The sequence below is a fragment of the Rhodococcoides fascians NBRC 12155 = LMG 3623 genome (assembly GCF_001894785.1).
GTDB lineage: Bacteria > Actinomycetota > Actinomycetes > Mycobacteriales > Mycobacteriaceae > Rhodococcoides > Rhodococcoides fascians.
The window spans coordinates 60,979-78,889 of sequence record NZ_BCWW01000002.1; the positions used below are offsets into that span (position 1 = coordinate 60,979).

The following is a 17,911-nucleotide window of genomic DNA, read 5'->3' on the forward strand; positions in this document are numbered from 1 at the left end:
TGTGAATTTCTGGACCAACTATGACGGCAGTCACAAGCGCTGTCAAGCATTCCCGGTCACACGTGCAGGCTCAACCAGCCGGCCGCCGCGTCCTGCATGGTCGTGGTGAATCGATGCGGTTCCGAAAACCATTGTGTGAACAGTGTTTCCGATTCTCCGTAGTCGCGGCGCAATGATGCCTCGGCGTCGCGCATGCCGGGGATGCCGAAATGGGAGTCCAGCTCAGCGAATTGGACCAACAATGGGGTCGGGGCTGCTGCCCCGGCGATCTCCGGCCAGTCGCACACCGCAGGCAGGCCCGGGGTGATCATCAACCAGGTGGTGTCGTCCGCGTGACCGTTCGCGATATCGGCGAACGTGCTCATCGATGCCGTAATCACTCCTGCCCGCAGGCGATCGCTGCACGCCAGTAGATGTGCGACGCGCACTCCGCCACCGGAGAAGCCGGCAGTGGCGATGCGGTGTGCGTCCACCTCGGGGCACTCCGTCATTACCTGCAGCGCGATCAGGTCCTCGCTCAGCACCTGCCCGGCCAATGAACTGCCCCGTAGCGCTGCCATTTTTGCGAGTCCGTGCTCGTGCTCGCGTGCGGCGGCCTCGTATCTCGGCAGCCCTTCCAGTTGGGCACCGGCACGTCGAGCCCGCTCGGGGAGGTCCTCCCACGGCACCCGGCGACTGCCCCACGGGAACACGTCGTGGACCAGGACTGCGAAACCCGCTGCAACCAGACGGGCGGCGGGCGCGCTGCCGCCGTATCCGCGCCTGCGCAACTCCTCGAGGTCGGGTGCCATGCCGTCAGGGCCCTCTGCCACCTTCTCCTTGCCGTAGAACTTCATCCCGTCGTGACCGTGCATGAGCAGGATCGCGGGCAGTGGAGTCTTTGCGTCCGGGGGCGTCAGCAGCCATGCGGACGTGTCATCCCAGTTCAGCTCCACGCCGGAGATGCCATCGCGTGTCCAGGTCCGACCGCGGGTCACGTGCGGACGCGAAGGATCGTCGAATGCCCCCAGGGCTCGCCGGATCTCTGCTCGTCGCGTGAATCGTGGACAGTTGGGCTCGAATTGTGTTCCCATGTGTGAACTCAGTTCTCTCTATCGAACAAATCAGCCATCGAAGGATGATCTTCATGACCGTCGACCGCATCGTCGCGCACGCCTACCCCTGGGACGTCCTGGGCGATCCGCATTTCGTCGAACGCGCCAACACACTCGGGGTGCACGAGATCTCGCTTGCCGCGACGTACCACTCCACCAGAGCGGCAACCCCGCTGCATCCGCAGCACAAAGTGGTCGACGCCCACCACGCAGCGCTGTATCGACCGGTTCGTCCCGACGCTTGGGCCGGGCACACGATCACTGCGCGGACGGCCGCCTGGGGCGGTGCCGAGGACGCGTTCGGCGAGGCAGCGGGTGTGCTGCGGGAGGCCGGATTCCTGGTGAACGCGTGGATCGTGCTGACACACAGCACAATTCTCGGCCACGCCCATCCCGAGGCGACCGTCGTCAACTGTTTCGGAGATGCCTATCGCTATGCCCTCGCACCAGGGCATCCCGACATCGTGCGTTACAGCGCCACGCTCGCGGCCGAAGCGATCCGCGGCGTCGAAGTACACGGGGTGTCCGTCGAGGCCTGCGGGCAGCTGGGCTTCGCTCATGTCGGACCACACGAGAAGACGGACGGCGCGTTCCCTGGCATCGGCGACACGCTGATGTCGATCAGCTGCACACAGCGCGAGCTCGACGCCTGGAGCGAACGAGGCGTCGACTCGGGGAAGGTGACGCACAAGCTGCGCGACGGTGTCGACGCCCTGTCGGCCGGAACCTTGCCTGCCGGTGCGGCGATCACGGACGTGTTGGCCGCCGACGAGATCGACGCGGTGCTCGCCGTCCGGCACGCCGACGCCGATCACCTTCGCGCGGAAGTGCTTGCCGCCGTGCGTGAACAGGCGCCGTCGGCACGCGTGACGCTGCACGGTCACCCGGATCCATGGAAGACCGGGCCTTCGCCTGCGTTGACCGCCTCCGCGCCCGCCGATGTCGATGCGGTGCTCGTGTCGGCCTGGCCGGGAACGGCCGAGACGGTGTCGGTGGTGCAGGCAACCCGCGCGGCCGTCGGCGACGGGGTGGACGTCGGTGCCTACGTATCGGTACTGCCGCCGAAGAAGCTGGACGAGGTCGCTGCGCATGTGGCCGCGACCCTCGACGCGGGGGCGAACGAGCTGCACCTCTATCACCTCGGTCTCGTCAATCGACCCCAGCTCGATGCGCTGGGGTCGATCGTCACAACGTATTCGTAGGGGTCGACAACGGGTGCTCCACTCGACCGGCCTCGGCGCGGAATCCCGCAGTCCGGGTGGTCGAGTGGAGCAGAGGGTGCATCACCGCATCCGTTGGCCGAGCGGGTGATCACAGAACGCGCCGCCGACTCGCTGCAGGATCGGATCGCTGAACGTCCACTCGTGTTCGGCCAGGAATTGCTCGGCGAACTGTTCCGCGTCGTCGCGAGGCAGGTATCCGATCTCCGCACCCTCGTTGCCCGACCACCATGCGCGCGAGTTCTTCGAGATTCCCCACACGGTGTGAAAACCTTTGGCGCTGTCCGACAGTGAGGCCTCGATCAGTCGCGCAGTGTCGGCGGGCGACATCCAGGTGGCCAGGCCGCGGTAGTTGGGCGGCGCGGCGAAGCTCGAACCGATACGCAGATTGACGACGTCGATACCGAAGCGGTCGTGGTACATCCGGCCGAGGGCTTCGACCGCTGCCTTGCTCCACCCGTAGAATCCGTCGGGTCGCGGAACGGCGTCGCCCGGAAGTGGCGAGTCGCCTGCCTCGTCGTGCGTCCAGAATCCGACTGCGTGATTGCTCGACGCCACCACTATCCGAGAAACCCCCTGCGCCACAGCGGCTTCGAAGACTGCCTGAGTGCCGTCGACGTTCACCGACAGAATGTTGGCCCACGAGTCCTCGGTGCTCAATCCCCCAAGGTGCAGGATTGCATCGACACCGTCCACCGCGGCGGCCACGGCAGCGCGATCGGTGACCGAACCCTGTACGAATTCCTCTGTGGCCGAATCGATGTCGGTGATCTCGGCGATATCGAACAGGCGCAGCGTGCGGCCGGGAGTCGCCAGTAGAGGCCTGAGCATCGCCCCCATGTTGCCTGCGGCCCCGGTGATGAGCACTCGTGAAACGGTGTCGGTCATTCTTCTCGAACTCCTTCGATGGAAACCTTGTAATGGGCATCACAGTAATACATACTTCTAAACGAAGTCAGCATTCTGGCATCCATTCACATACATGAATCTCACTCGGATCGTCCGGCACGTTCCTGCCGGTGAAGGGACCACCATCATGGCCACCGTTGCATTTCAGGGCGTCACCAAACTGTTTCCCGGCGGCGACAAGGCTGCAGTCGACCAGCTCGATCTCGACATCCAGGACGGTGAATTCCTCGTCCTCGTGGGCCCGTCCGGCTGCGGAAAGTCGACGTCGCTGCGCATGCTCGCCGGTCTCGAAGAAGTCGACAGGGGAACCATCACCATCGGCGGCAAGGACGTCACCGACCATCAGCCCAAGGATCGAGACATTGCGATGGTCTTCCAGAACTACGCCCTGTATCCGCACATGACGGTCGGCGAGAACATGGGATTCGGACTTCGCATCGCCGGCGAGGACAAGGCCGAGATCAAGCGCCGCGTCGAGGACGCTGCCAAGATCCTCGATCTCACCAAATTCCTCGACCGCAAACCCAAAGCGCTCTCCGGCGGCCAGCGTCAGCGAGTCGCCATGGGCCGCGCCATCGTTCGCAAACCCCAGGTGTTCCTCATGGATGAGCCGCTGTCCAACCTCGACGCCAAGCTTCGAGTGCAGACCCGCGCGCAGATCTCTGCACTGCAACGCAGGCTCGCCACGACGACCGTGTACGTCACCCACGATCAGGTCGAGGCCATGACGATGGGCGATCGCGTGGCCGTCCTCAAAGACGGTGTGCTGCAGCAGTGTGACTCGCCGAGGCGCATGTACGAACACCCGAACAACGTGTTCGTCGCCGGCTTCATCGGATCGCCTGCAATGAATCTGCTCGAGCTACCGCTCGTCGACGGCGGCGTCCGCTTCGGCGGTGAAGTGGTTCCGGTTCCCCGCTCCGCCATCGCCGGAATCGGCGAGAACACAGTGACGCTCGGTGTGCGGCCCGAGGACCTGCAGATCACCACCGGGGCAGGCCTCGAAGTGACCATCGACGTCGTCGAAGAACTCGGAGCCGACGCCTACGTCTACGGCCAGGCCGATATCAACGGCACGCGTCAGCCCATCGTCGTCCGCGCCGACGGCCGCATCCCACCGGAACGCGGATCGACGATCACGCTCTCCTACGCCGCCGAGCGCACCCACCTGTTCTCCACTGTGACCGGGGAGCGCTTGGTCGACTGATGCCGTAGGCGGTGGAGCGCTGACGCGCATGTGCGCGGGAGTGGAGCCTGCGGAATGACCCAGGTGCGCGGAAACTCGACCCCTGCTACGAAGTTCCGCGCACGTGCCGCGAAGCGGCTCGTCCCACCGGTACTGTCTGCCGGGTGACAGACGCTCACCAGGCATCACGACGGTTCGCGCTCTTCAGGCCGACGCCGGTCAGAGTGATGGCAACGGGTTTCGCGGTGGCCATACTCCTCGGTGCGGGCATCCTGATGGTTCCGGCGGCCACCGTGCCTGGAAACGACACCGGGATTCTGCAGGCGCTGTTCACGTCGACCTCGGCGGTGAGCCTGACGGGCCTGATCGTGGTGGACACCCCGGTGTACTGGTCGGGTCTCGGCCAGGGCGTCATTCTCGGCCTGATTCAGATCGGCGGGTTCGGGATCATGACGATCGCGTCCTTGGTCGGGTTGCTCCTGGCGGATCGGATCGGTCTTCGGGGCAGGTTGAATGCGGCAGCCGAGGTACGCACATCCGGGCTGGGCGACGTTCGAAGCGTCGTCGTGGGTGTGTTTCGTACCAGTCTGATCATCGAGGGCGTCGTCGCGCTCTGTCTGGCGGCGCGCTTCTTCTTCGGATACGACGAGCCCCTCGGCCGCGCGATCTGGCTGGGGATCTTCCATTCCGTGTCGGCGTTCAACAACGCAGGATTCGCGCTCTTCAGCGACAACATGATCGGGTTCGCCACCGACCCATGGATCTGTGTGCCGTTGTTGATCGCGGTCGTGTTGGGCGGCATCGGGTTTCCGGTTCTGTTCGAGATCGCCCGTCGTGCCCGATCGCGTGCCCGCGGCGTTCGTTCTCGCAAGCGCTGGACCTTGCACACCCGGATGACGTTGTCCGTCACCGCCGTTCTGTTGGTTCTCGGCCCGACGGTGGTGTTGCTTTTCGAGTGGTCGAGAACCCTGGGCGGATTCGGGTTCTGGGACAAGATGCTCGTCGCGACGTTCCAGGGCGTCATGCCCCGCACCGCAGGCTTCAACAGTGTCGAATACGCGGATGTGGATAACGCGACCCTCTTGATCACCGATGTCCTGATGTTCATCGGTGGTGGCAGCGGCGGTACGGCAGGCGGCATCAAGGTCACCACATTTGCCTTGCTGCTGTTCGTCATCGTGGCCGAAATCCGCGGTGACCGCGAGGTGACGGTGTTCGACCGTCGAATAGATCCTCGGGTGCAACGTCAGGCATTGACCGTCGCGTTGATCGGGGTGGCCCTCATCATGCTGCCGGTGGTGGCGCTGTTGGCCGGTACGAACTTCGACCTCGACGTGCTTCTCTTCGAGGTCGTCTCGGCATTCGCGACGGTGGGCCTGTCCACCGGAATCACCGCACAGTTGCCCGGCTGGGGCCAGATGATTCTGATCGTCCTGATGTATCTGGGCCGCATCGGTTCCATCACTCTGGTCAGTGCTCTCGCCGCCCGCGACCGCGGTCGGCGCTACATGCTTCCCACGGAAAGGCCGTTCATTGGCTAGCAAACCGTCCTCCGACGTCGTCGTCGTTCTCGGTCTCGGCCGCTTCGGTAAGTCGCTGGCGCTGGAACTGATGAGCCAGGGAGTCGAGGTGCTCGGCGTCGACAGCGACGAGGCCGTAGTGCAACGCGTGGCAGACCGTTTGACGCATGCTGTGGTGGCCGATACCACCGACGAGGAGTCGTTGCGACAACTTTCGGTACACGAGTACGACCGCGCCGTCGTGGGCATCGGTTCCAATCTCGAAGCGAGCCTGCTCACCGCATCGGCTCTGGTGAATCTGTCGATGTCGACCATCTGGGCCAAGGCTCTGAGCAACGCGCACGCCAAGATTCTCAGCCAGATCGGCGTCCACCACGTTGTCAGGCCCGAGCACGACATGGGTAAGCGAGTAGCTCACCTGGTACGTGGTCGGATGATGGACTACATCGAGTTCGACGACGGCTTTGCCATGGCGAAGACGTCGCCCCCGGCCTCGCTGCTAGGAAAAACTCTGGGCGAGAGTGGAATTCGCACCAAGCACGGAGTAACCGTCGTTGCAGTCAAGCGTCCGGGTGAAGGGTTCACCTACGCCACGGCCGACACGGTGATCGGCGCAGGCGATACCGTCATCGTCTCCGGCCAGGTTCGAGACACCGAAAAATTCAGCGAGTCGACCTGAGCGCCTCCAGGGTCGCGCGCGCACCCTTCTCCTGAAGTGATGTCAGCTGTTTCGTGTACTCGGCGACGAAACGGTCGTTGTCGATCAGATCGCCGAACACTGCGCGATTGGCGATGAAGGCCGTCGGATTCTCTCGCTGACTCTGCGCGATCGGAACGAGTGAATCCTTCAGTTGATCGACGATGTCGATGGGCTCACCGGCCTCGTCGACTGCCTCGGCGTAGCGTGCCCAACTGGCAACGACTGCGGTGGAGCGAGTGATCTCACCGCCGCTCTCGAGATTCTTGCGGATGACGGGCAAGAGCCACTTGGGAATTCGATCCGAGGACTCGGCGCACAGGCGTGCGACGGTGTCGCGGATTTCCGGGTTGGAGAACCGTTCGATGAGCGTGTGCTTGTATTCAGCGAGGTCGATGCCGGGAACGGGTTGCAATGTGGGCGTTGCTTCCTCGTCCATGTACGCGAGCAGGAACGCGGCGAACTGCGGGTCCTGACAGACTTCGTGCACCAGTCGAAATCCGCTGAGGTAGCCGAAATACGCGAGCGCCTGATGGCTGGCGTTGAGCAGCCGTAACTTCATCAGCTCGTACGGCGTGACGTCGTCGACAACCTGAACTCCGACGTCCTCGAGAGGCGGGCGCCCCAGCGTGAAGTTGTCCTCGAGCACCCACTGTGTGAACGGCTCACCGGCTACGGGCCACTGATCGTCGATGGCGTAGCGGGCAGAGAGTTCCTCGATCACTTCCGGTGTCGTGACCGGAGTGATGCGGTCGACCATGGAGTTGGGGAACGCCCCTTCTGCGGCGATCCACTCTGCGAGAGCTGGATCCTTCAGGCGGGCAAAGGTGGTGAATGTCGATTGTGCGATGTGGCCGTTGCCTTCGATGTTGTCGCACGACATGATCGTGAACGGCTTCAGTCCGCGTTCCTTGCGCCGTGACAATGCCTCCACGACGAGCCCGAATGTGGTTGCCGGAACGGCCCCGTCCTCGAGATCGGCGACGATGGCGGGGTTCTCGACGTCGAACTCGCCCGTCGTCGCGGAGAAGTTGTAGCCGCCCTCGGTGATCGTGAGAGAGACGATCCTCGTGGTCTCCGCGGCCATCTTCTCGATGACGGCTTCTGCGTCGTCGGGCGCGAAGAGATATTCGACGATGGATCCGATGACGCGGGTGTCCCACGTGCCGTCGGAATGCTTGAGCGCCAACGTGTACAGGCAGTTCTGCGCCTCCATCACGTCCTTCATCCGGCGGTCTCCGGGAAGTACGCCCACTCCGCAGATGCCCCACTCGGACCCTTGCCCCTGTTGCAACAACCGGTCGATGTACATCGCCTGATGTGCTCGATGGAAGCCGCCGACACCGAAATGCACGATGCCCACGGTGACGTCGGAACGGTCGTAGGTGGGAACGGACACGTCCTCGATGAAGTCGTCGAGATTGCGCGAGTTCAACTTCATACGTTCGTCTCCTTCGATGGGCTCTGGGAAAGACCTGGAATCACAACGGCTTTGATGCTGCCGGGTTGCTTGTCTGCATTCAAGGCATCCTCGACGCGATCGAGGCCGAAACGCGCGGTGACCATAGCATCGAGGTCGACGCGACCGGCCAGGACGAGCTCGCGCGCGATCGGCCACGTGTTGGCGTAGCGAAACACGCCGGTGAGAACCAGTTCTCGGTTCTGAATCAGTGAGATGGGAAGCGGGTAATCCGAACCGCCCATGCCCACCAGTACGACGGTACCCGCCGGCCGCACAGCATGAATGCCGTCGACGACGGCCCGAGCAGCACCCGATGCGTCGATGAACGCGTCCACTTCCAGCGCACGTACGTCGTCCACTGCTGGATCGAGCACCCGCGTCGCACCGAGCTTCGCGGCATTGTCACGTCGCGGTGCGTCGATGTCACTGACGATCACCTCGGTGGCACCGAAAGCACGGGCCACCTGGGCGGTGACGATGCCGACCGGGCCTGCACCGGCGATGAGCACGCTGGATCCGGCGGTGATTCCGGCCTTCTGCGCCGACGCGATACCGACCGACAGCGGCTCGAACAGTGCTGCGGCCTCGTCGGAGATCGAGTCGGGGACGTCGTGGGCGAACACCGACTGGATCAGTACGTACTCTGCCAGCGCGCCGTCGATCGGCGGCGTGGCGAAGAATTCCATGGCCGGGCACAGGTTGTAGCGGCCGGCGCGCGACTGGGCGCTGGTGGGATCGGGACGCTGCGGTTCGATGGACACCCGCTGCCCGACGCGGGCGTCGGACACATCGGAGCCGACCGCGACGATCACACCGGCCGCCTCGTGACCGAGGACCAGCGGGCCGTCGACCACGTACTCGCCGATGCGTCCCTCCCGGTAGTAATGCGCATCGGACCCGCACACGCCGACGGCGGTGACCTGGACCAGTACCTCGTCGTGGGCTGGGGTCGGCACCGGCCGGTCTTCCATTCGTATCTCGTGCACGCCGGTGAGCACGCTGGCCTGCATGGACTGTGGCACGGGCCGCTGGATGCGAGGGGGTGTTGTGTAGATCACACCTTAATGTTAGCTTAGTGAGCAGATGAACACGAGCTGAGCATTTGCTCACTGGTCAGGGAGGCGTCATGGACGGATCGGAGCCCGGCGGGGCGAAGTCCGCGCGGTCGGGAGAAGATCTCCGGCTGGCTCTGCGCGCCGCCACCATGTACCACCTCGAAGGTGCGACGCAGGCCGAGATCGCCGTGAAGCTGGGCGTCTCGCGCCCGACTGCAGGACGGTTGGTCGCGCGGGCTCGTTCCCAAGGGCTCGTGACGATCGAGATCAACGTCCCCGACGATCTGCAGGGCACCGTGCATGCGGACGTCGAGCGTGAGCTCGAAGCGAAGTTCGGACTCACCGAGGTGTTGGTCGTCTCGGACGTCATCGACGGCACGGACACCGGCTACGGATCCCTCGGCCGAGCGGCAGCGACGTTGCTCTCGCGTCGACTCAAGGATCGCGACGTCCTGGGGTTCACCTGGGGCCCCGAAACGGTGGCGGTGGCGAGCTCGCTGAAGACCCGATCCACCAAATGTGCTGCGGTGGTGCAACTCGACGGCTCCATCACCTCGGCCGACTATCAGACCGGTGTCGAGTACACACTCGGACGGTGCGCTGCGTACCTGCAAGCGACACCCATCAGGCTCAACGCGCCGCTGTACGCCGATCAGGCGACAGTCGTTGCGTTGGAGCAGGATTCCGTGATCTCTCGCGCCCTCAAAGCCGGGACCGATGCCGATGTGATGATGTACGGCATCGGTCCCGTTTCCACGTCCACCACCTTGTTCGAGGGCAGCTTCATCGACCTCGACGTGCTCGAAGAATTGCGCCGCCTCGGTGCAGTCGGCGAGATCGGCGGACGGTTCTACGACGCCGACGGCATCGATACCGGAGGATCACTCCCCGGCCGAACCGTGTCGGTGGGGCTCGACGCCATCAGGGCGTGTGATCGGGCTGTGCTCGTCACCGGTGGGCAACGTAAACACGAGGCGCTCCTCGGTGCTCTGCGCGGCGGACTGGCCTCGATCCTGGTGACCGACATCGAAAGTGCACGCTGGCTCGTTGCGCAAGCTCCTGCAACGGCGACCTCCAATGGAAAGGTATTTCAGTGAGGGTTTTACCGAAAGTGGCTGTCGCGGCATCGCTTGCGACAACCTTGGTGCTGTCCGGCTGCGCCGGAGCCGGCTCGTTCGGTGGTGACGGTGACGGCAAGACGATCACCGTCGCGATCGTCTCCAATTCACAGATGTCCGACGCCATTTCGCTCGCTCCGGAGTTCGAGGCGGAGAACCCCGGCATCAATCTGAAGTTCGTGTCGCTGTCGGAGAACGAGGCGCGGGCCAAGATCACCGCCTCGGTCGCCACCGGCGGCGGCGAGTTCGACGTGGTGATGATCAGCAACTTCGAGACCCCGCAGTGGGCCGAGAACGGCTGGCTGACCAACCTGTCCGAGTACGCCGACGCAACACCGGGCTACGACGAGGACGACTTCATTCCCACCCTGAAGGAGTCGCTGTCGTACGAGGGGAGCATGTACTCGGTGCCGTTCTACGGCGAATCCTCCTTCCTGATGTACCGGAAGGACCTGATGGAGGCTGCCGGCATCACCATGCCGGAGGAGCCCACCTGGCAGGAGGTCGCCGACGCGGCCGCGAAGCTCGACAGCCCGGACGTATCGGGAATCTGCTTGCGCGGCAAGCCCGGTTGGGGTGAAGTACTCGCCCCGTTGGATACCGTCATCAACGCATTCGGTGGTCGGTGGTTCGACGAGAACTGGAACGCACAGCTCAACAGCCCAGAGGTGGAACAGGCCGTTCAGTTCTACGTCGACCTGGTACGTGAGCACGGTCAGGCAGGCGCAGCGACGAGCGGTTTCAGCGAATGCGGAACGCAACTGTCGCAGGGAAATACGGCAATGTGGTACGACGCCACATCTGCAGTGTCGGTCCTCGAAGACCCGACGTCGTCGAACGTCGTCGGAAAGATCGGATACGCCAAGGCACCGTCGGCCGCCAAGGGCGACAACGGGTGGCTGTACTCCTGGGCCCTCGGTATCCCGAAGACGTCCGAGAATCCGGACGACGCCTGGAAGTTCGTCTCGTGGATGACCAGCAAGGAATACCTGAACAAGGTCGGCAACGAATTGGGTTGGGAGCGAGTGCCTCCCGGCAGCCGTCTGTCGACCTACCAGATTCCCGAATACGAGGAGGCGTCCGCTGCGTACGGTCAGGTCACCCTCGATTCGATCAACGGCGCGGATCCGAACAATCCCACTGTGGATCCGGTTCCGTACACCGGAGTGCAGTTCCTGACCATCCCCGAGTTCCAGGACCTCGGAACCCGCGTCAGTCAACAGATCAGCGCCGCAGTAGCAGGACGAATCAGCGTCCACGACGCGCTCGAACAAGCGCAGCAATACGCCGAAGTGGTCGGTAAGACGTACCAGGAGGACCAGGGATGACCACCACCGCAACACGATCGGCGCAGGCCGATTCCGAGGAGTTCGTACCGAGACCGAGGACGATCTCCAAGGCCGAAGGGTGGCGTCGCCGCGGCCCGCTGCTGCCGGCCATGGTGTTCGCCATTCTCGTCACCCAGGTTCCGTTCCTGTTCACGTTGTACTACTCGACGCAGTCGTGGAACCTCGTGCGACCGGGTTCGCAGAAGTTCAACTGGCTCAACAACTACGTCGCGGTGTTCCAGGACAGCCAGTTCCGTGAGGTCGCCCTCAACACGGTGATCATGATCGTCGGAACCGTCATCATCTCGGTGGTTCTCGGGTTGTTCCTGGCTCTGCTGTTGGACCGGAAGTTCATCGGCCGCAGCCTGATTCGCACCCTACTGATCACCCCGTTCCTCATCACCCCGGTAGCCGGCGCGTTGATCTGGAAGACCACGATGTTCGATCCCGTCTTCGGCCTGATCAACTTCGCGCTGAGCCCGTTCGGTGTCGATCAGATCGACTGGGTCTCGCGCTACCCATTGCCCGCCGTCATGGCGAACCTGATCTGGCAGTGGACTCCGTTCATGATGCTGCTGATCCTGGCCGGCCTGCAGTCGATGCCGAAGGACATTGCCGAGGCGGCACGGGTCGACGGGGCAGGGCCGGTCAAGCTCTTCCGTGAGCTGACCCTCCCGCATCTGCGCCGATTCATCGAGCTCGGCGCGGTGCTCGGGGCCATCTATCTGGTCAACACCTTCGACGCGGTCTACATGATGACCTCCGGCGGACCGGGTGTGGCGAGCGCGAACCTGCCGTTCTACATCTACCAGCGAGCGTTCCTCGGCTTCGACATCGGCCAGGCCGCGGCCATGGGCGTCGTCACCGTCGTGGCCACCATCATCGTCAGCACCCTGGCGCTGAGACTGATCTTCAAGAGCTTCAGCGGAACCGAGGAGGCTGCGTGATGAGTACCGCAACTGTGGACAAGACAACTACTTCCGCGCCGATCAAGCGCAAGAGCAAGTGGGGCCCGGGGTCCATCTGGTCCTTCGTCGCCTGGGTCGCAGGCATCGCGTTCTTCTTCCCGGTGCTGTGGATGGTCCTCACCGGTTTCAAGCAGGAGGCCGACGCCTACTCCGACCCGCCCAAGCTGTTCTTCACACCGACCCTCGATCAGTATCGAGGGGTCCTGGAGAGCGGCATCGGCACGACGTTGCTGAACTCGGCGTTCGCGACCGTCGTCTCGACGATCTTCGTTCTGCTGCTGGGTGTTCCGGCTGCCTTCGCGCTGTCGCTGCGACCGGTCAAGAAGACGAAGGACGTGCTGTTCTTCTTCATCTCCACCAAGATGCTGCCCGTCGTCGCCGCGATCGTCCCGCTGTACGTCATCGTCGGTGACATCGGAATGCTCGACAACATCTGGACTTTGGTCGTGCTGTACACCGCGATGAATCTTCCGATCGCCGTGTGGATGATGCGATCGTTCTTCCTCGAAGTGCCGAGCGAGCTGCTCGAAGCCGCGAGTATGGACGGCGCGTCACTGTGGACCTCGGTACGTGAGGTGATCCTGCCGCTGGTCTCGCCCGGCATCGCGGCCACGTCGTTGATCTGCGTCATCTTCTCGTGGAACGAATTCTTCTTCGCAGTCAACCTCACTGCCGTTCAGGCCCAGACGATTCCGGTGTACCTCGTCGGATTCATCACCGGTCAGGGCCTGTACTGGGCCCAGCTTTCCGCAGCTGCGACGTTCGCAGCACTTCCCGTCGTCCTTGCCGGATGGTTCGCGCAGAACAAGCTCGTGCGCGGCCTGTCCTTCGGCGCAATCAAGTAGGAGAAAGTCTTATGGCTGCAATCACGTACAAGAAGGCATCCTGCGTCTACGAAGGTGCCGACAAGCTCGCCGTCGATTCACTCGACCTCGACATCCAGGACGGCGAATTCGTCGTGCTGGTCGGGCCTTCCGGCTCCGGCAAGTCCACTGCTCTGCGGATGCTCGCCGGTCTCGAGGAGATCGACGGTGGTGCCATCGAGATCGGTGGCAAGAACATGGTGGGGGTGCCGTCGAAGGACCGCGACATCGCGATGGTGTTCCAGAACTACGCCCTGTACCCCAACAAGACCGTCGGGGAGAACATGGGTTTCGCCCTGAAGATGCGTGGTGTGTCCCTCGAGGAGCGCACGAAGAAGGTGGCCGAGGCCGCAAAGATCCTCGACCTCACCGAGTACCTGGATCGCAAGCCCGGCAAGCTCTCGGGTGGTCAGCGTCAGCGAGTTGCCATGGGGCGTGCCATCGTTCGTGAGCCGCAGGTGTTCTGCATGGACGAGCCCCTGTCCAACCTCGACGCGAAACTGCGAGTCCAGACGCGAACGCAGATCGCGGCGTTGCAGCGTCGACTCGGCACCACGACGGTCTACGTCACGCACGACCAGGTCGAGGCCATGACGATGGGTGATCGCGTTGCCGTGTTGCGCGGTGGCAAGCTGCAGCAGTTCGCCTCTCCCACAGATCTGTACGACAACCCCGTCAACGCATTCGTCGCCGGCTTCATCGGTTCGCCTGCAATGAACCTGATGACGGTTCCCATCGGCTCGGGTGGCGTGCAGATCGGCTCGTTCCTGCTTCCGCTCGAACGCGACGAGCTGACCAAGCTTGCGAGCCTCGGCCTCGACAACGTCACCGTCGGGCTACGCCCGGAGCAGCTCGGCATCGTGCAGGGCGGCGGCGAAGGCTTCGAGGGCAAGGTGGATCTGATCGAGGAACTCGGCAGCGAGTCCTACCTCTACGCACACCTCGACGACCCGAAGGTCAAGGGGCTCGACGGCGGGCCGGTCTCACTCGTCGCCCGCTCGGCCGTTCGAGCTCCGGCCAAGATCGGCGAGAGCATCGGGCTGACGCGACTCGACGGTGCGATCCACCTCTTCCACCCTGAGACGGGGGAGCGCATCTAACGCGGTTGGTACGGGGCTTTTCTCGACAGGATCAGTGCCGTCAGAAGCGCTGCGCCCCAGAGCAGGAAGATTCCGTCGAAGAACAGGTGACCGTACTTGACCGATCGGTTCTCGTCCGAGACGACCAACCCGATCACCGCTCCGATGAACGACGCACCGCCCCAGACAATCAGCAGTACCGAGCCGGGCCAGGATATGCCGAAGATCAACGACGGCACCCTCGTCCGGTTCTGTGCTGCCAGGCGCGGCCGGTTCAGATAAGCGAGGGCCGGAAGAATTGCTGCGGCGAGTTTGACGAGGGCAAGCACCAGCAGTGCCGTTCGTGCCGTTGCCGGTTCGGAGTCGGCCCACTCCGTGGCGAAGGCACCGACGGTGTCGAGCATCCATCGACCGCCTGCAGCCCAATAGGCGGAGAACGCGGCGTGAATGATCCCCAGTACGCACGCGGTCGCAAAGAATCGGATCGCCACGGTGATCGAGGTTAGCCGAGTTGCCACCCCCGTTCAGGGGTAGCGAGGAATTGTTCATCTCCCCTACCGTGGCGGTGATGGGCATCACAGGCGCAGGAGGAAACATGGTCGACTCGGCATATACGGCATTCAGAAACGCACGCGATCTTCTGCTCGACACCTACGGCGACTACGACCGTGCGGTAGCGACTTTCGAATGGCCGTCGTTCGGCGAGACGTTCAACTGGGCCATCGACTGGTTCGACGCGATTGCCCGTGGCAACGACGGCACCGCGCTGTGGATCGTCGAAGAGGACGGCAGCGAGGCCAAATACAGTTTCGACGACATGGCGCGTCGCTCCGATCAGGTGGCTCGTTGGCTCGAATTGCAGGGAATCGGCCGCGGCGACTCGGTGATCCTGATGCTGGGCAACCAGGTGGAACTCTGGGAGTCGATGCTCGCGGTGATGAAGCTCGGAGCGGTCTTGATGCCGACGACCACGGCCATCGGGCCCGCCGACCTGACCGACCGAGTGGTGCGCGGCAATGCTCGCGCCGTGATCGTGAACCCCTCGGACACCGGCAAATTCGACGACGTGCCCGGAGACTATCTGCGAATCGCCACTACCGCCCACGACGGTTGGGTCGACTATTCGGATGCCCGCTCCGTCGAGGCCAGGCCGTTCGAGTCCGTCACCGCACCCACCGACCGCCTGCTGATGTACTTCACCTCCGGTACCACCAGCAAGCCGAAACTCGTCGAGCACACTCAGATCTCCTATCCCGCTGGGCATCTGAGCACGATGTACTTCCTCGGACTACGCCCGGGCGACGTGCACCTGAACATCAGCTCGCCGGGCTGGGCCAAGCATGCGTGGAGCTGCTTCTTCGCACCGTGGATCGCCGAGGCGACCATCTTCATCTACAACTACGGCAAGTTCGACGCGAAGGCATTGCTCGAGCAGATCCGCCGGGCCGAGGTGACGACGTTCTGCGCGCCACCGACCGTGTGGCGCATGCTGATTCAGGCAGACCTTGCCGGCGGAGGTGGTTCACTGCGTGAGGCAATCGGTGCCGGTGAGCCGCTCAACCCAGAGGTGATCTCGCGGGTGCAGCAGGACTGGGGCCTGAACATCAGGGACGGCTTCGGCCAGACCGAAACCACTGCGCTGGTTGCCAATACGCCGGGTGCGGTGCTGAAGTCCGGATCGATGGGCCTGCCACTGCCCGGTGTCCCCGTGGTGATCGTCGACCCCACCACCGGCGAACTGGCCGACGAGGGCGAAATCTGCCTCGACCTGGCGCAGCAGCCGTTCAACCTGATGACCGGCTATCTCGGCGACCCCGAACGCAACGCTGCCGTCATGGCCGACGGTTACTACCACACCGGCGACGTCGCATCGCGGGATTCCGAGGGCTACATCACCTACGTCGGCCGCACCGACGACGTCTTCAAGGCCTCGGATTACAAGATCTCCCCGTTCGAGCTCGAAAGCGTGCTGATCGAACACCCCGCGGTGGCCGAGGCGGCCGTCGTTCCGGCTCCCGACGAGACGCGGTTGGCCGTCCCCAAGGCGTACGTTGCGCTCGCAGCTGGCTGGGAACCCAACGAAGACACGGCATTCGAGATCCTGAAGTACGCCCGCGAGCACCTGGCCCCGTTCCTGCGAGTTCGGCGTATCGAGTTCTTCGAGCTACCCAAAACTATTTCGGGCAAGATCCGCCGCGTGGAGTTGCGCGCCCGCGAGGACGCAGCCGTCGGACCACTGGACAGCGAGTGGCGTGACGACCAGTTCCCTGCGCTGAAGAGGTGACGTGAGCGCCCACTATTGGCTGCTGGAGGCGGGATCCCGATTCTGGACGGGAATTGTGGGCGCTGAGCTCAGTGGTGGGTGGGGCCGGCGGGTCGGTTGTCGTAGGTGATGTGAGCGCCCACTGTTGGCTGCTCGAGGCGGGATCCCGATTCTGGACGGGAATTGTGGACGCTCAGATCAGTTGTGGGTGGGGCTGGCAGGGTCGGTTGTCGTAGGTGACGTGAGCGCCCATTATTGGCTGCTCGCGGCGGGATCCCGATTCTCGACGCGAATTGTGGGCGCTCAGATCAGTTGCTCCAGAACCGCTCGAGGAATTCGAGCACCTCGTCCGATGCGGCCATCGTCGTCGCATGGTCGAATCCGCGAACGATGTGCAGTTCGGAGTCGGGCACCAGGGCGGCAGCGGCACGGGTGTCGTCGAGCCGGGTTCGATCCTCGCTGCCGACGTAGAACAGCGACGGTGGGGTGAAGTGCTGCAGGACGTCGTCGGGTAGACCGGGATCGGCGTCGCATGCTCGGATGTACGCGGCCATGGCCTGAGCATCGTTGGCGGAGAACACCGCTCGTGTTCCCAGGTCGATGGGAAACATGCGGTGCGCGTTCCACGCCTCGAGGAACCCGTCCATGCCGCTGCGCTCCAACACGTCCGCGCAGCCCGGGAAGAAGAGCCTGTCGAACGCTCCCGCCTGAGCGCCGTGACTACCGCCGCCCACCGCGAGTGAACGCACGCGTTCGGGCCTCGCCGCCGTCAATGCGAGACCGGCCCGCGCACCGAACGAATAGCCGAGATAGTCGACGGTCGGAGCGCCGACCGCGTCGAGAACCGCCGTCAGATCTCCGACGATATTGGCCATGGCATAGGCGTCGGGAGTATGGGGCTTCTCGCTGCGGCCATGACCGCGACTGTCGACCAGTATGAGCTGCCGAGTCCCGCGCAACGCCTTCACATATCCGAACGTCCGCCAAATCGTGTGCGTCAGGAAACTGCCGTGCACCATCAACAACGGCGGCCCGGACCCCACCACCGTGTACGCGATCTGCGTCCCATCATCTGCATTCGAGGCGTATTCCACCTTCCGATTCTGACCCTGGACGTCCACTCAACGTGACATTGACCCCCGAAAAGGC

At 63.7% G+C, this 17,911-nt stretch carries 16 protein-coding genes; 10 read left to right on the forward strand and 6 right to left on the reverse strand.

The window, feature by feature from the left end; all coding sequences use genetic code 11:
- Positions 1–56: 56 nt before the first annotated feature.
- Complete coding sequence (locus tag RFA01S_RS06325) at positions 57–977, reverse strand: dienelactone hydrolase family protein (RefSeq protein WP_236253901.1); 921 nt, start codon at positions 975–977, stop codon at positions 57–59.
- A 149-nt stretch (positions 978–1,126) separates the two neighbouring features.
- On the opposite strand from RFA01S_RS06325, the gene RFA01S_RS06330 reads away from it, so the two are divergent.
- Entirely contained in the window at positions 1,127–2,296 is a 1,170-nt protein-coding gene (locus RFA01S_RS06330; RefSeq protein ID WP_230597480.1) for a hypothetical protein, read from the forward strand.
- A gap of 81 nt (positions 2,297–2,377) precedes the next feature.
- Here RFA01S_RS06330 and RFA01S_RS06335 read toward each other — a convergent pair whose 3' ends face one another.
- The gene (locus RFA01S_RS06335; protein WP_032383313.1) at positions 2,378–3,202 is read right to left on the reverse strand and encodes an NAD-dependent epimerase/dehydratase family protein; all 825 of its coding nucleotides are present in this window, start codon (positions 3,200–3,202) and stop codon (positions 2,378–2,380) included.
- A 148-nt stretch (positions 3,203–3,350) separates the two neighbouring features.
- Between RFA01S_RS06335 and RFA01S_RS06340 the strand changes: the two genes are divergently transcribed.
- The 3 genes from RFA01S_RS06340 (at position 3,351) to RFA01S_RS06350 (ending at position 6,608) form a co-directional block, all read left to right on the forward strand.
- Positions 3,351–4,430 carry an ABC transporter ATP-binding protein gene (locus RFA01S_RS06340; protein WP_032406206.1) on the forward strand — a complete coding sequence of 360 codons (1,080 nt, stop codon included), beginning with the start codon at positions 3,351–3,353 and terminating at the stop codon, positions 4,428–4,430.
- Positions 4,431–4,636: 206 nt separating this feature from the next.
- A complete protein-coding gene (locus RFA01S_RS06345; RefSeq protein ID WP_032406037.1) occupies positions 4,637–5,950 on the forward strand; it encodes a TrkH family potassium uptake protein in 1,314 nt (437 codons plus the stop codon).
- On the forward strand, positions 5,943–6,608 hold the full coding sequence (locus tag RFA01S_RS06350) for a potassium channel family protein (protein ID WP_032406038.1): 666 nt from the start codon (positions 5,943–5,945) through the stop codon (positions 6,606–6,608). Before RFA01S_RS06345 ends, RFA01S_RS06350 begins: the two co-directional genes overlap by 8 nt.
- On the opposite strand, the gene RFA01S_RS06355 is transcribed toward RFA01S_RS06350, so the two are convergent.
- On the reverse strand, positions 6,592–8,067 hold the full coding sequence (locus RFA01S_RS06355) for a mannitol dehydrogenase family protein (RefSeq protein ID WP_032406039.1): 1,476 nt from the start codon (positions 8,065–8,067) through the stop codon (positions 6,592–6,594). The genes RFA01S_RS06350 and RFA01S_RS06355 overlap by 17 nt on opposite strands.
- Entirely contained in the window at positions 8,064–9,098 is a 1,035-nt protein-coding gene (locus RFA01S_RS06360) for an NAD(P)-dependent alcohol dehydrogenase (RefSeq protein ID WP_027495334.1), read from the reverse strand. Before RFA01S_RS06360 ends, RFA01S_RS06355 begins: the two co-directional genes overlap by 4 nt.
- A 116-nt stretch (positions 9,099–9,214) precedes the next feature.
- On the opposite strand from RFA01S_RS06360, the gene RFA01S_RS06365 reads away from it, so the two are divergent.
- Genes RFA01S_RS06365 through RFA01S_RS06385 form a run of 5 tightly spaced genes read left to right on the forward strand, consistent with a single transcriptional unit; the run spans position 9,215 to position 14,520 of the window.
- Positions 9,215–10,240 (forward strand): sugar-binding transcriptional regulator, encoded by a 1,026-nt coding sequence (locus RFA01S_RS06365; RefSeq protein ID WP_032367122.1) that lies wholly within the window; start codon positions 9,215–9,217, stop codon positions 10,238–10,240.
- Entirely contained in the window at positions 10,237–11,589 is a 1,353-nt protein-coding gene (locus RFA01S_RS06370) for an ABC transporter substrate-binding protein (RefSeq protein WP_441344194.1), read from the forward strand. The genes RFA01S_RS06365 and RFA01S_RS06370 overlap by 4 nt, the downstream gene beginning before the upstream one ends.
- On the forward strand, positions 11,586–12,536 hold the full coding sequence (locus tag RFA01S_RS06375) for a carbohydrate ABC transporter permease (protein ID WP_032367121.1): 951 nt from the start codon (positions 11,586–11,588) through the stop codon (positions 12,534–12,536). The genes RFA01S_RS06370 and RFA01S_RS06375 overlap by 4 nt, the downstream gene beginning before the upstream one ends.
- Positions 12,536–13,402: a carbohydrate ABC transporter permease gene (locus RFA01S_RS06380; protein ID WP_027495337.1), complete on the forward strand. Its 867-nt coding sequence runs from the start codon at positions 12,536–12,538 to the stop codon at positions 13,400–13,402. Before RFA01S_RS06375 ends, RFA01S_RS06380 begins: the two co-directional genes overlap by 1 nt.
- A gap of 11 nt (positions 13,403–13,413) precedes the next feature.
- Positions 13,414–14,520, forward strand: coding sequence for an ABC transporter ATP-binding protein (locus tag RFA01S_RS06385; RefSeq protein ID WP_027495338.1), 1,107 nt, complete (start codon positions 13,414–13,416; stop codon positions 14,518–14,520).
- Here RFA01S_RS06385 and RFA01S_RS06390 read toward each other — a convergent pair.
- Positions 14,517–14,990 (reverse strand): DUF3995 domain-containing protein, encoded by a 474-nt coding sequence (locus tag RFA01S_RS06390; RefSeq protein WP_052060388.1) that lies wholly within the window; start codon positions 14,988–14,990, stop codon positions 14,517–14,519. The two genes, RFA01S_RS06385 and RFA01S_RS06390, sit on opposite strands and share 4 nt — an antisense overlap.
- Before the next feature lie 77 nt (positions 14,991–15,067).
- Here RFA01S_RS06390 and RFA01S_RS06395 point away from each other — a divergent pair, with 77 nt between their 5' ends.
- The gene (locus RFA01S_RS06395; RefSeq protein ID WP_371829094.1) at positions 15,068–16,783 is read left to right on the forward strand and encodes an AMP-binding protein; all 1,716 of its coding nucleotides are present in this window, start codon (positions 15,068–15,070) and stop codon (positions 16,781–16,783) included.
- 287 nt (positions 16,784–17,070) lie between these two features.
- Here the strand turns inward: RFA01S_RS06395 and RFA01S_RS06400 are convergent, their stop codons facing one another.
- Positions 17,071–17,856: an alpha/beta fold hydrolase gene (locus RFA01S_RS06400; protein WP_032406208.1), complete on the reverse strand. Its 786-nt coding sequence runs from the start codon at positions 17,854–17,856 to the stop codon at positions 17,071–17,073.
- Between the last annotated feature and the right edge of the window lie 55 nt (positions 17,857–17,911).